12 protein-coding genes are annotated in these 13,002 nt (G+C 69.7%); 6 read left to right on the top strand and 6 right to left on the bottom strand.

The genetic code is table 11. The annotated features are described in order from the left end of the window. The first annotated feature begins 26 nt into the window (after positions 1 to 26). Together VFL99_RS16025 and VFL99_RS16020 are read left to right on the top strand one after the other, a co-directional pair. A complete protein-coding gene (locus VFL99_RS16025; protein WP_325107357.1) occupies positions 27 to 908 on the top strand; it encodes an SMP-30/gluconolactonase/LRE family protein in 882 nt (293 codons plus the stop codon). A gap of 151 nt (positions 909 to 1,059) precedes the next feature. Continuing rightward, positions 1,060 to 1,416 carry a PRC-barrel domain-containing protein gene (locus VFL99_RS16020; RefSeq protein ID WP_325107356.1) on the top strand — a complete coding sequence of 119 codons (357 nt, stop codon included), beginning with the start codon at positions 1,060 to 1,062 and terminating at the stop codon, positions 1,414 to 1,416. A gap of 121 nt (positions 1,417 to 1,537) precedes the next feature. Here VFL99_RS16020 and VFL99_RS16015 read toward each other — a convergent pair whose 3' ends face one another. The 6 genes from VFL99_RS16015 to VFL99_RS15990 all read right to left on the bottom strand — a co-directional run bounded on the left by VFL99_RS16015 (position 1,538) and on the right by VFL99_RS15990 (position 8,977). After that, a complete protein-coding gene (locus VFL99_RS16015; RefSeq protein ID WP_325107355.1) occupies positions 1,538 to 2,557 on the bottom strand; it encodes an ABC transporter ATP-binding protein in 1,020 nt (339 codons plus the stop codon). Beyond that, a complete protein-coding gene (locus VFL99_RS16010; protein WP_325107354.1) occupies positions 2,554 to 3,624 on the bottom strand; it encodes an ABC transporter ATP-binding protein in 1,071 nt (356 codons plus the stop codon). The genes VFL99_RS16015 and VFL99_RS16010 overlap by 4 nt, the downstream gene beginning before the upstream one ends. A gap of 13 nt (positions 3,625 to 3,637) precedes the next feature. Beyond that, positions 3,638 to 4,546 (bottom strand): ABC transporter permease, encoded by a 909-nt coding sequence (locus VFL99_RS16005; RefSeq protein ID WP_325107353.1) that lies wholly within the window; start codon positions 4,544 to 4,546, stop codon positions 3,638 to 3,640. Then, positions 4,539 to 5,543 (bottom strand): ABC transporter permease, encoded by a 1,005-nt coding sequence (locus tag VFL99_RS16000; protein ID WP_325107352.1) that lies wholly within the window; start codon positions 5,541 to 5,543, stop codon positions 4,539 to 4,541. The genes VFL99_RS16005 and VFL99_RS16000 overlap by 8 nt, the downstream gene beginning before the upstream one ends. Before the next feature lie 96 nt (positions 5,544 to 5,639). Then, positions 5,640 to 7,280 (bottom strand): peptide ABC transporter substrate-binding protein, encoded by a 1,641-nt coding sequence (locus tag VFL99_RS15995; protein WP_325107351.1) that lies wholly within the window; start codon positions 7,278 to 7,280, stop codon positions 5,640 to 5,642. A 248-nt stretch (positions 7,281 to 7,528) separates the two neighbouring features. Next, complete coding sequence (locus VFL99_RS15990) at positions 7,529 to 8,977, bottom strand: MFS transporter (RefSeq protein WP_325107350.1); 1,449 nt, start codon at positions 8,975 to 8,977, stop codon at positions 7,529 to 7,531. Between the two features lie 120 nt (positions 8,978 to 9,097). Between VFL99_RS15990 and pcaH the strand changes: the two genes are divergently transcribed. The 4 genes from pcaH to pcaDC are packed head-to-tail and all read left to right on the top strand — an operon-like array spanning position 9,098 to position 12,990. Beyond that, on the top strand, positions 9,098 to 9,895 hold the full coding sequence (gene pcaH / locus VFL99_RS15985) for a protocatechuate 3,4-dioxygenase subunit beta (protein ID WP_325107349.1): 798 nt from the start codon (positions 9,098 to 9,100) through the stop codon (positions 9,893 to 9,895). Further along, positions 9,892 to 10,458, top strand: a complete 567-nt coding sequence (pcaG, locus tag VFL99_RS15980) for a protocatechuate 3,4-dioxygenase subunit alpha (protein ID WP_325107348.1) — start codon at positions 9,892 to 9,894, stop codon at positions 10,456 to 10,458. The genes pcaH and pcaG overlap by 4 nt, the downstream gene beginning before the upstream one ends. 31 nt (positions 10,459 to 10,489) lie before the next feature. Next, positions 10,490 to 11,770: a lyase family protein gene (locus tag VFL99_RS15975; RefSeq protein WP_325107347.1), complete on the top strand. Its 1,281-nt coding sequence runs from the start codon at positions 10,490 to 10,492 to the stop codon at positions 11,768 to 11,770. Beyond that, complete coding sequence (gene pcaDC, locus VFL99_RS15970; RefSeq protein WP_325107346.1) at positions 11,767 to 12,990, top strand: bifunctional 3-oxoadipate enol-lactonase/4-carboxymuconolactone decarboxylase PcaDC; 1,224 nt, start codon at positions 11,767 to 11,769, stop codon at positions 12,988 to 12,990. The genes VFL99_RS15975 and pcaDC overlap by 4 nt, the downstream gene beginning before the upstream one ends. Positions 12,991 to 13,002: the final 12 nt, after the last annotated feature.

The following is a 13,002-nucleotide window of genomic DNA, read 5'->3' as shown; positions in this document are numbered from 1 at the left end:
GGCCGGCCGCCCCTACAGTGAGGCGCATGCGCGCGGAACAGGTGACCGGTCCGGTGGCCCACCACGGCGAGGGGCCCTGCTGGTGGGACGACTGGGGTGGGCTGAAGTTCGTCGACATGCTCAGCGGCGACGTGCTGTCGCTGCGCGAGGACGGGAGCGTGTGGCGCGCGCCGATCGGCCGGGTCGCCGCGGCGCTGCGCCCCCGCGTCGGCGGCGGCGCCGTGGTCGCCACCGAGCGCTCGTTCGCCCTGTGCGCCCACGACGACCTCTCCGACGTCACGCACCTGCCGGACGTCTGGAGCGAGCCGACCATCCGCTTCAACGACGGCGGCTGCGACCCGGAGGGCGCCTTCTGGTGCGGCACCATGGCGTATGACGAGAAGCCCGGTGCCGGGACCATGTATCGCCTGACCATGGGCTCGCGTGGCGAGGACCCGCACGTGGAGACGATGTGGGGTGACGTCACCGTCTCCAACGGGTTCGCCTTCTCCCCCGACGGGTCGCGGGCCTACTACAACGACACGCCGACCAAGACCATCCAGGTCTTCGACCACGACCCCGACGCGTCGGAGCAGCGGCTCACCAACCGTCGTGTGCTGGTCTCGATCGAGGACGAGCGCGCCGCCGGGCCGGACGGACTGTGCGTCGACGGCGAGGGCTGTGTCTGGTCGGCGATCTACGGCACCGGCGAGGTGCACCGCTACTCCCCCGACGGCCGGCTGGACGGAGTGGTCGAGCTCCCCGTGAGCCACGTCACCGCCTGCACCTTCGGCGGCTCCGACCTCGGCACGCTCTACATCACGACCACGGCGGAGGGCCTGGAGCCGGGCGCCGAGCCCGAGGCCGGCTCGCTCTACTCCGTCCGACCCGGCGTGACCGGCCAGCCCACCCTCCCCTTCCACGGCTGAACGACTCGGCCGGTCGGGCGAACCCCTCGGCGAAGTTGCTGGTGGGGGGCGACTCCCGAGTCGCGCACCACCAGCAACTTCTGCTCTAGGTTGGAGCAGGACGCAACCACCCGTCATACCGACTGTTGCCAACCGAGAAGGGAGCTGGACCGTGTTCGAAGCCGAGAACATCGCCGACTGGCGTGGCCGGGACGTCGTCGACAAGGGGGGCGCCAAGGTGGGAACCCTCGAGGCGCTGTACTTCGACACGGCGCGGGACGTGCCGACGTTCGCGACCGTGAAGTCGGGCTTCCTCGGCCGGCACAAGCTGATCTTCGTGCCGTTGGCCGACGCCGTCGTGTCTCCGGACTACCTGAAGGTGGCCGAGGAGAAGGACACGATCAAGAAGGCGCCCTCCATGGAGGTCGACGGCGCCCTGAGCGTGGAGGACGAGCCGGCCATCTTCGAGCACTACGGCCTGGTCTACGAACGCGGCTCCGGCGGCGAGCGCCGACTCGCCCGCCGCTGAGCGACGCCACCGCCCGCCCTCCCCAGCCCTTGTTGCTGAACAAGCGCGGTCCCCGGGAGCAGCCGACCTTCAGCAACAGTCGTCCCGTGGAGCCCCGCGTCCCCTCCCCGAGGCCGTCGGGTCAGGCGATCTCCTCGGCGGCGTGCACGACGTCGCGCTCCTCGGCGAAGTGGCACGCCGACGGGTGCGGTGAGCCGTCCCGGACCGTGAGCTCCGGCTCCCGCTCGGCGCAGACCTCCTGGGCCTTGTAGCAGCGGGTCCGGAACCGGCAGCCCGACGGCGGGTTCGCCGGGCTGGGCACGTCGCCCTCGAGCCGGATCCGTTCGCGCTTGTCGCGCACGTCCGGGTCCGGCACCGGCACGGCCGACAGCAGGCCCTGGGTGTAGGGGTGCGTCGGGTGCTCGGAGATCTCCTCGTCGGTGCCGATCTCCACCAGCTTGCCGAGGTACATCACCGCGATCCGGTCACAGATGTGCCGGACGACCGACAGGTCGTGGGCGATGAACACGTAGGACAGCCCGAATTCGTCCTGCAGGTTCTCCAGCAGGTTGATCACCTGGGCCTGCACCGAGACGTCCAGCGCGGAGACGGGCTCGTCGCACACGATGACCTCCGGGCGCAGCGCGAGCGCCCGGGCAATGCCGATCCGCTGACGCTGCCCGCCGGAGAACTGGTGCGGGTAGCGGTTGATGTGCTCCGGCGACAGGCCCACCACGTCGAGCAGCTCGCGGACCCTCTTCTTGCGGTCCCTCTTCGGCGCCACCTCGGGGTGGATCTCGAAGGGCTCCCCGACGATGTCCCCGACCGTCTGCCGCGGGTCGAGCGAGGAATAAGGGTCCTGCAGCACCATCTGGATGTTGCGCCGCGCCCGCCGCATGGCGCCGCCCTTGAGCGTGCCCATGTCCTGCCCGAGCACGTTGACCGTCCCGGAGGTCGGCTTCTCCATGCCGAGCAGCAGCCGGCCCATCGTCGACTTGCCGCAGCCCGACTCGCCCACCAGCCCGAGGGTCTCGCCGCGCTTGACCTCGAAGCTGACACCGTCGACGGCGTGCACGTGGCCGACCGTCTTCTGGAAGACCACCCCCCGGGTGAGGGGGAAGTACTTCACCAGGTCGCGGACCTCGATCACGTTCTCGGTCATGAGTCCATGACCTCCTCCCAGAAGTGGCACGCACTCCAGCGGTGCTCGGCCACGTCGTACAGCGGCGGTTCGTCCACCCGGCACTTCTCCCGCGCGTAGGGACAGCGCGGGTTGAAGGAGCACCCCGGAGGTATGTGCGCCAGGTTGGGTGGCAGCCCCTCGATCACATCCAGCGCGGTCCCCTTGCGATCAACCCGCGGTATGGAGCGCAGCAGGGCCTGCGTGTAAGGGTGCGCGGGCTGCCGGTAGATCGGGTGCACCGGCGAACGTTCGACGACCTTCCCGGCATACATCACCGCGATCTGGTCGGAGACATCGGCGACGACGCCCATGTCGTGGGTGATGAGGATGAGGCCCATCTGGCGTTCCTGCTGCAGTTCGGCGAGCAGGTCCATCACCTGCGCCTGGATCGTCACGTCCAAGGCCGTCGTGGGCTCGTCAGCGATGAGCACGTCGGGGTCGAGCGCGAGTGCCATCGCGATCATCACGCGCTGCCGCATGCCGCCGGAGAACTGGTGCGGGAAGGCGTTGACACGGTTCTTGGCGTCGGGGATCTTCACCAGGTCCAGCAGTTCGACCGCGCGCTTCTTGGCGTCCGAGCGCCGCAGGCCGCGGTGCTTGCGGAACAGCTCGCCGATCTGGAAGCCGACGGTGAAGACCGGGTTCAGCGCCGAGAGCGCGTCCTGGAACACCATCGCGATCGACTCGGCCCGCACGGCGCGCCGCTGGTCGTCCTTGAGCCTGAGCAGGTCCACCCCGCGGTAGCGCACGCTGCCCGACGCCACGCGTCCCGGCGCCGGCACGATGCCCATGATGGCCTGCGCGGTGACGCTCTTGCCCGAGCCGGATTCGCCGATCACGCCGAGGGTTTCGCCTTCGTTCACGGTGTAGCTCACGCCGTTGACCGCGCTGACCAGGCCGTCGCGGGTGTGGAACTCCACGTGCAGGTCCTCGACCTGCAGCAGCGGAGCCCTCGGGTCATAGCCCGGGAGCGTCCTGCCCTCGGGGGTGATGACCGCGGCGGTGGCGCCGTCGCCGGACCGGCCGGCGTCGTGGGTCGTTGTCATCAGGTCCTCCTCCTCAGCGCAGCTTCGGGTCGAGGGCGTCGCGGAACGCATCGCCGAGCAGGATGAAGCTCAGCACCGTGGCCACCAGGAACAGGCAGGGGTAGATCAGCAGGTGCGGGTGGCCGCTGACCGCCCACTCCTGTCCGCCGGAGATGAGCACTCCCCACGAGATCGTCGGCTGCTGCAGGCCGACGCCGAGGTAGGTCAGGGTCGCTTCGGCCGACACGTAGCCGCCGAGCGCGATCGTGGCGATGACGATCGCCGGCTGGATCGCGTTCGGCAGGATGTGCCGGAAGATGATCCGCGGGTGCTTCGCGCCCAAGATGCGGGTCGCCTCGATGTAGTCCCGGCTCTTGGCCTCCAGCACGCTGCCGCGCACGATGCGGGTCATCTGCGGCCAGCCGAAGGCGATCAGCAGGATCGAGATGGCCCACACCGAGTGCGAACCCACGATCGCCAGGAAGATCAGGCCGGCGAGGATGAACGGCAGGCCGAAGAAGATGTCGGTCAGCCGGGAGATGACCACGTCGACCCAGCCGCCGAAGTAGGCGCCGACCGTGCCGAAGAGGACGCCGAGCACCGTGGTCCCGAGGGTGCAGACCACCGCGATGATCACGTCGGGGCGCGCGCCGTAGATGACCTGCGAGTACATGTCGCAGCCGTAGACGTTGAAGCCGAACGGGTGCCCGTCGCTCGGACCCTGCTTGCTGTTGATGATGTTGCAGTCGTGCGGGTTGACGCTGGTCCACAGTTGGGGCGCGATCGCCATCGAGACGACCGCCAGCACCACGAGCATCGGGATGATGAACAGCGGGTTGCGAATCAGGTCGTGCCAGGCGTCGCTCCACAGGCTGCGCCCCGGGTCGGGTTCCCGTTTCGTGGCCTCGGGATCGGCGATCTCGGTCGCTTGCATCTCAGTCATAGCGGATCCTCGGGTCGAGCACGGCGTAGACGATGTCGACGAGCAGGTTGAAGGTCAGGAAGATCAGCACGAGGATCGTCACGATCGCGACGATCACGGGCACCTCGCCACCGAGCGCGGACTGGTAGGCCAGTCCGCCGACGCCGGGGATGTTGAAGATCCCCTCGGTGACGATCGCGCCGCTGATGAGGAAGCCGAAGTCGGCGCCGATGTAGGTTGCCACCGGGATCAGCGAGTTGCGTAGCGCGTGCACGCCGATCACGCGGCGTCGCTGCAGCCCCTTCGACTGCGCGGTGCGCACGTAGTCCGAGCTGAGGTTCTCCACCAATCCCGTGCGGGTGAGCCTGGCGATCGATGCCAACGACAGTGCGCCGAGCACCATCCCCGGCACGATCAGGCTGAGCCACGGTGCATCACCGCGGTAGGTGACGGTGAAGATGCTGTGCACCCAGTCGGGGATCCACGGCTTGCCACCGATCCACACCCCGACGTAGACGCCGATGAACAGCTGCACCAGCACCCCGAGCACGAACACCGGGATGGCGATGAGCAGCGGGGTGATGATGCGCATCGTGTTGTCGGCGAACTTGTCCTTGCGGATGCCCGCGAGGACGCCGAACAAGATGCCGAAGACCGACTCGAACACGATCGCGATGACCGTCAGCCGCGCGGTGATCGGCCACCGGCGGCTGAGCAGGTCGATGACCGACTGGTCCCGGAAGTTCGAGCCGAAGTCTCCGTGGATGTAGTCACCGAGTCGGGCGACGAAGACGTTGAAGCACGGGTTGCCCGTCTGCTTGAAGCACGGGTCAGCCAGGTGGTACTTCTTCGACAGCGCGTGGATCACCTCGGGCGGGGGCTGCTTGGGGCCGAAGAGGGCCGTGATCGGGTTGCCGGTGACCTGGATGCCCAACGCGGTCATGTAGTGGATGAGGAACATGGTCCCCACCAACACGGGGATGAACTGGAGCAACCTGCGTAGGACGTATCGGCCCATGCCGGCACTCACCTCCTGTGGCACGCGGCGGCGTGGGCCGCGGCGCCGTAGCGCCGCAGCCCAGAGCCGCCTTCGTTGGCTATGCCGTCCGTCGGGTTACTGGTTGACCGTGACCTGGGTGTAGTCGATGCCGTTGACGGCGTTGTAGTTGACGTTGCCCACGTGCTGGGACCAGATGACGAACTCCTGGCCGTACAGGATCGGGATGACCGGCATGTCCTCGATGAGCATGTCCTCGGCCTTCGAGTAGTACTTGATGGCCTCGTCGTTGCTCGAAGCCGCGCTGCCCTTCTTGATCAGCGCCTCGAACTTCGGGTTGTCGTAACCCATGTAGTTGGACGGCGCGTTCTTGAAGTAGATCGGCTTCATGTAGTTGATCATCGACGGGTAGTCCATCAGCCAGCCGAGGCGGAACGGACCGGTTGCCTTGTGGGCACCCATCGTCTTGAGGTACTCGGGCCACTCCATGGCCTTGATCTTGTAGTTCACGCCGAAGGTCTGCTTCCACATGTCGCCGACCGCCTGGACCCACTCGTCGTTGCCGGCGCCGGTGTTCACCCAGATGGTGATCGTGTTCGGCAGGCCGCCGGCCTCCTTGGCGAGTTGCTTGGCGCGCTTCGGGTCGTATTCGCAGTACTTGCAGTGGTCGCCGCCACCGCCGGGCACGACCGGGGAGACCACGGACTGTGCCGGCTTCCCGAGGCCCGCGAGCAGGTTCTTGATGAGCGCCTTGCGGTCGATCGCCAGCGACAGCGCATGCCGGATCTTCGGGTTCTTGAGGTAGTCGACGTACATCGGCAGGCCGACGTAGGTGAACGACGAGCTGGTCGCGGTGAGCTGGCGGTCGCCGGCGGCCTGCTTGGCCTGGTCCACCTGGGACGGGATCGGCGCGACGATGTCCAGGTTACCGGCCTGCCAGTCGCGGTAGGCGGTGTCCATCTTCTGGTAGAGCTTGAACGTGATCTCGTCGGCCTTGCCGGCATCCTCACCCGGGTAGCCCGGGTTCTTCTTGACCTTGATGTGGTCGTTGTGGGCCCACTGCCCATCCATCTGGTACGGGCCGTCGCCGATGGGCATCTTGCCCTCGTTGCAGGCCTTGACGTTGTCGAGGCACTTCTGGCTGACGGCCGCGAACGCCGGCTTGTAGGTCAGCATGTACGGGAACTGGCTGAACGGTGCGTCCAGGGTGACCTTGAACTCGTAGTCGTTGACCTTCTTCAGGCCGCTGAGCTTCTTGGCCTTCGGCTTGTCGCCCTGCAGGGCGTCGTAGCCCTTGACCTGGGTGAAGAAGCCGGAGGTCTGCTGGGCGTTGGGCCCGTAGGACGTGTAGTTCCACGCGCGCATGAACGCCGCGGCGTTCACCGGCTCGCCGTTGGCGAACGTGTAGCCCTTGTTGAGCTTGATGTCCCAGTGGATCTGGTCGTCGGAGGTGATGGACTTCGCCACGCGGTACTGCAGCTTGTTGTCCTTGATCTCCACCAGGCCCGCCCAGAGCGTGTCCAGAATCGCCGAGCACTCCGACTCGTAGCAGTTGCCGGGCGGGAACAGGTAGGTCGGCTCACCGCGGGCGACGGAGAAGGAGCCGCCGGCCGCGCCGCCGCCACTGGCCGACGCGCTGCTGCCGGAGCCGGAGCCACCGGTGCTGCCGGCTTCACCACCACCGCCTCCACCGCCACACGCTGCCGCGAGCAATGCGACGCTTCCCGCGATCGCCATGGTCTTCATGTGCCTACGCACGATGTGCCACCTCCTACAGGCCGAGCAGGGTGATGCCGGCCGGTTCGGTCACCAGGGGTCGTCCGTCCCCGGATGGGGAGCGGACGGGGGTTTCCAGACCTATCGGCTCGGTCAGGAGGGGGTAAACCGTTGGCAAGCCCGACATGACCCTTTGTTATGCAACCGCACCTCGACCGTTACGCGATTGGCACCTGAGGGCCCGTAACACGGAGGTGACGCGCGGCAGTCAGTGGTCGCAACGCGCGGCTCTACGGCGAGATCTGGTCGAGGTGCCGGTTGCGGGTGTGCGGGGCGAACTGCGCGATCACGGCGGCGACGACCAGGAAGGCCGAGATGAGCATCAGCGCGCCGAGCGTGGACATGTGCGGCAGGAACGGCGCGATCACGAGCACGCCGATGCCGCCGCCGATGTGGCCGACCCCGTCCACGATCGCGAACCCGGTGGTGCGCGCCCTGGTCGGGAACGACTCCGCCGACAGGGCGTAGGTGGGCGAAACCCACAAGTTGAACCCGGCGAAGACGAGGATCGAGCCGATGAAGGCGACCCCGATGCTGGTACCGGCCACGGCGATGAGGGCCGCCCCGACGAGGGTCACGACCGCGGCGATCGGCAGCCAGTGCCGGCGTTCCAGTCGCTCGACCACGAAGGTCATCACGATCGCCGCGGCGACGAAGCCGAACGTGCCGACGGCGGCGATCACGCCCGCCTCGGGCGGCGGGTACTTCAGGGCGGACAGCACGCTCGTGAAGCCGGAGGCGTAGGAGTAGACGGTGATGTAGCCGATGAACCACAACGCGAACAGCAGCAGGATCCGGCGCCGGTAGAGGGGGTTCCGGAGCAGGTCGCTGTAGGGCACCTGCGAGGGCGGCTCCACCACCTCCTCGGGCACGCGCGCCGAGGGTTCGGCGAGGGGTCCGTGCCGCTGGGCGCGCCGCTCCATGTCGGCGACGATCGCGTCCGCATCGGCGAGGCGGTGCTGCCCGATGAGCCACCGGGGGGACTCGGGCAATTCCACCCGCAGCAGCACGGCCACCAGGGCAAGAATGGCGCCGATTCCGTACATCCACCGCCACCCGGTGGTGAAGGTCGGGCTCCCCAGGGCGAACGGCAGGCCCAACGGCCACGGGGTCGGCTCGGTGGTCAGCAGGAGGCCGAGCCAGATGCCCACCAGCGCACCCAGCGCGGACATGATGAAGATCAGGGTGGTGAACTTGGCGCGGGCCCTTCGCGGCGCGACCTCGTTGATGTAGGTGTTCACGATCGCCAGGTCGGCGCCGATGCCGACACCGGTGACGATCCGCGCCGCCACGAAGTTGGGGTAGTCGGGGGCGAACGCGTTGTAGAGCGAGCCGAGCCCGGTGATCAGCATCGTGATCAGCAGCATGTTCCGCCGGCCGAACCGGTCCGCGAGCGGGCTGAGGACCAGGGTGCCGACGACGTAGCCGGCGAGGTTGAGCACGACCGGGAGGGGAAGGGAACCCAGGGCGGTCTCGGGGGTGCACCCGGGCTTGATCTCCACGCAGGTCTGGATGAAGGAGACGTTGATGTCGAAGATGTCGTAGAACGTGAAGAGGAACCCGAGTCCGATGATCGCGATGAACGAGTAGGACAGCGACCAGACTTCGAGACGCTCCAGCCGGGCGACGATCGCCGCTCCGGTCGGGGTCCTGTCCTTCAGGGGAGGTGTCGTGCTCATGGAACCGCCTCGGAGACCTCGGGTCGTTGAGCCTTGTCCTACTCCTCGGCCGGGCCGCACGCCACCGGACGCGGACGGGTCTGCTGGCGGTCGGCGCCGACGATCCCTACCGTCAGGGGCGTGAACACGGCTGACGAGGGGCGGATCGCGCCCGAGGCGTCCTCGGACCGGGCGGCTGCCACCCAGGACCAGATCAGTGCGGAGATCGCCGACCTCGCGGGCCGCCACGAGGCGGCCGGCGCGGAGCTGTTGGGGCCGCTGCTGGACTTCCCGCCCTACCGCAGCAGCATCCTGCGCCACCCCACCAAGGACCTCTGCCACGCCGATCCCGAGGAGATCGAGCTGTGGGCACCGGTCTTCGGGCCGCAGGACGTCGACCCCCTGGAGGCCGACCTGACGATCACCGAGCGGGGGGAGCCGATCGGGGAACGGATCGTGGTCAGCGGACGCGTCCTGGACGGGGACGGCCGGCCGGTGGTCGGCCAGCTCGTGGAGGTGTGGCAGGCCAACGCGGCCGGGCGCTACCTCCACAAGCGCGACCAGCACCCGGCGCCGATCGACCCGAACTTCACCGGGGTGGGCCGGTGCCTGACCGGGCCGGACGGGTCCTACGCCTTCCGGACCATCAAGCCCGGGCCCTACCCGTGGAAGAACCACCACAACGCATGGCGGCCGGCGCACATCCACTTCTCGCTGTTCGGCACCGACTTCACCCAGCGGCTGATCACCCAGATGTACTTCCCCGGCGACCCGCTGTTCGCCCTGGACCCCATCTTCCAGTCCATCCCGGATGCGGCGGCCCGCGAGCGCCTCGTCGCGGCCTACGACCACGACGTGACCCAGCCCGAGCTGCACACCGGCTACCGCTGGGACATCGTGCTCACCGGTCGCCACCAGACCCCCTTGGAGGATGTATGACGACCTCGGCACCCACCCCCGGGCAGACGGTCGGCCCCTTCTTCGGCTACGCGCTGCCGTACGCCGGGGGGAACGAGCTCGTCCCGCCCACGCACCCGGGCGCGGTCTGGCTGCACGGCACGGTGTATGACGGCGCGGGACTGCCGGTGCCCGACGCCCTGCTGGAGGTGTGGCAGCCGGATGCGACCGGGAAGGTGGTGCGCCGGCCGGGGTCGCTGCACCGGGATGGGCACACCTTCACCGGGTGGGGCCGCGCGGCCACGGACAACGCCGGCCACTACTGGTTCAGCACGGTCGAGCCCGGGCCGACGCGGCAGGGCGGCGCGCCCTTCATCGCGCTCACCGTGTTCGCCCGCGGCCTGCTCGACCGGCTGTTCACCCGCATCTACCTGCCGGACCACCCCGCGCTGAACACCGACGCCCTGTTGACCTCGGTGCCGCAGGAGCGACGCCGCACCCTGGTGGCCCACCGGGAGGACGAGGACGCCCTCCGGTTCGATGTGCACCTGCAGGGGGAGCAGGAGACCGTCTTCCTGCGCCACCCCCGCCACGTTGCGTCGTGAGGGCGGCGCGCGCCTGCGGGAGCGTGGCCCCGTGAGCGACCTGTTCTGGCCGGGAGACTCCCGTGCCGGCACGCTGCTGACGTCGGCGTCGCTCCTCGAGGCCATGACCCGGGTCGAGGCGGCTTGGTTGGCAGCCCTGGTCGCCGAGGGCGTCGCACCGGAGGTGGCCGCGGACGACCTCACCAGCCTGGTGGGCGACGGGGACCTGGCGCAGCTGGCCGGGGAGGCGGAGTCCGGCGGCAACCCCGCCATCCCCTTGGTGGCCCTGCTGCGGGAGCGGGTCGCGCCCCGGAACCGGGCGGCAGCGACGTGGCTGCACCGGGGCCTGACCAGCCAGGACACGGTCGACACCGCTCTGGCCTGCTGCCTGGTCCCGGTCCTGGACACCGTCTCCGGCGAGCTGCGCAGCCACGTCGAGGCCCTGCTCACGCTGCTGGAGGCGCACGGGAACCGGCCGATGACCGGGCGGACGCTGACCCAGCCCGCGGTGCCGATCCTGTTCGGCACCAAGATCGCCGGCTGGCTGGACGGTGTTCTGGGGGCGGCCGACCTGCTGGCCGCCGCCCGGCCGGGGCCGGCCGTGCAGCTCGGTGGGGCGGCCGGCACGATGGCCGCCGCCGCAGAGCTCGCCGCCCTGCGCGACCTGCCCGACCCGGCCCACGTCGTGGCGAGCCTGATCCGGGACACCGCCGGACAGCTCGGCCTGGCACCGGCCACCGCCTGGCACACCACCCGTGTGCGCCTCACCCGCTACGCAGACGCCCTGCTCACCTGCACCGACGCCTGGGGCCACGTCGCCAACGACGTCCTCACCCTCAGCCGACCGGAGATCGGCGAGCTCGCCGAGGGACACGGCGGCGGCTCCTCCACCATGCCGCACAAGGCAAACCCGGTGCTGTCCGTGCTGATCCGGCGGGCTGCCCTGGCCGCGCCCTCGCTGGCGGCTCAGCTGCACCTGGCCGCGGCGGAGATGGTCGAGGAGCGCGCCGGCGGCGCCTGGCACCTGGAGTGGGCCGCCCTGCGCGACCTGGGACGGCGCACCGTCGTGGCCGCGCGGCAGGCCACCGAGCTGCTCCGGGGCCTGCGCGTCCACCACGACCGCATGCGCACGAACCTCGAGGCAGCGCTGCCCGGCGTGCTCGCCGAACGGCGCACGATGGCGGGCCTGCTCGACCAGGCCGCCGACGAGGACCCGGCCACCTACCTCGGCAACAGCGCCACGGTGGTCGAGCAGGCCCGGGACCGGGCCCGGCAGTTCCTGAGCCGCCCACGGCCTTCTCGAACCCCCGAGGACCAGGAGGAGTCCGGATGAGCGTGCCCCGCGTGACGGCCGTGCAGCTGGGCGGAGGCCCCGATCTGCCCCTGCTCGTCTGCGGCCCTTCGCTGGGCACCTCGGCCACCGCGCTCTGGTCGGCCACCGCGGCCCGGCTCGCCCACACCTTCCACGTCGTCGCCTGGGACCTGCCCGGCCACGGCCGCAACACCCTCGTCGAGCCGCAGGAGCCCTTCGACCTCGCCGAACTGGCGGCCGGTGTCCTGCAGCTGGTGGACCGCGTCCAGCTGGAGCGGGGCGACCCCGGCACCAGCTTCGCCTATGCCGGTGACTCCGTCGGTGGCGCCGTCGGACTGCAGCTGCTGCTCGACACGCCCGAGCGGGTGCGCGCGGCAGCACTGCTGTGCACCGGCGCGAAGATCGGCGAGGAGTCCGGCTGGCGCGAGCGCGCGGCGACGGTGCGGGCCTCGGGCACCCCGATCATGGTGGACAGCTCGGCCCGCCGCTGGTTCTCCCCCGGCTTCCTCGACCGCGAGCCGTCCGTCGGCGCCGAGCTGCTGCGCGCCCTGCAGGAGGCCCACCGGTCCGGTTACGCCGCGGTCTGCGAGGCACTGGCCACCTTCGACGTGCGCGACCGACTCGGGCAGATCAGCGCACCGGTGCTCGCGGTCGCCGGGCACGACGACCAGGCCGCGCCGATCGCCGGGATGCGTCTGGTCGCGGACACCGTGCAGAACGGCCGGCTGGTCGTGCTGGACAACGTCGCCCACCTCGCACCGGCCGAGGCACCCGCTGAGGTCGCCCAGCTCCTGCGCGAGCACCTGAGGTGCGGCGATCCGGCATACCTCTGCGAAGGGGACCCGGTCGGCGACGCCGGCACGGCCGTCCGGCGCCAGGTCCTCGGCGACACCCACGTCGACCGCGCGCTGGCCCGCACCACCGACTTCACCCGTGACTTCCAGGACTTCATCACGCGGTACGCCTGGGGCAGCATCTGGACCCGGCCCGGCCTGGACCGTCGCAGCCGCTCGATGATCACCCTCACCGCACTGCTGGCCCGTGGCCACCACGAGGAGCTGGCGATGCACGTACGGGCCGCCCGGCGCAACGGGCTGACCAACGAGGAGATCAAGGAGGTCTTCCTCAACGCCGCCATCTACTGCGGCGTCCCGGACGCCAACAACGCCTTCCGCATCGCCCAGCCGATCCTCGACGAGATCGACGCCGGCGCCGAGGGGTCCGGGCCCGAGCGGACCTGAGGTTGGCGCCTC

The organism is Segeticoccus sp., assembly GCF_035708005.1.
The sequence above is the reverse complement of the archived record's forward strand: the minus strand, read 5'-3'. Positions and strand labels throughout refer to the sequence as shown.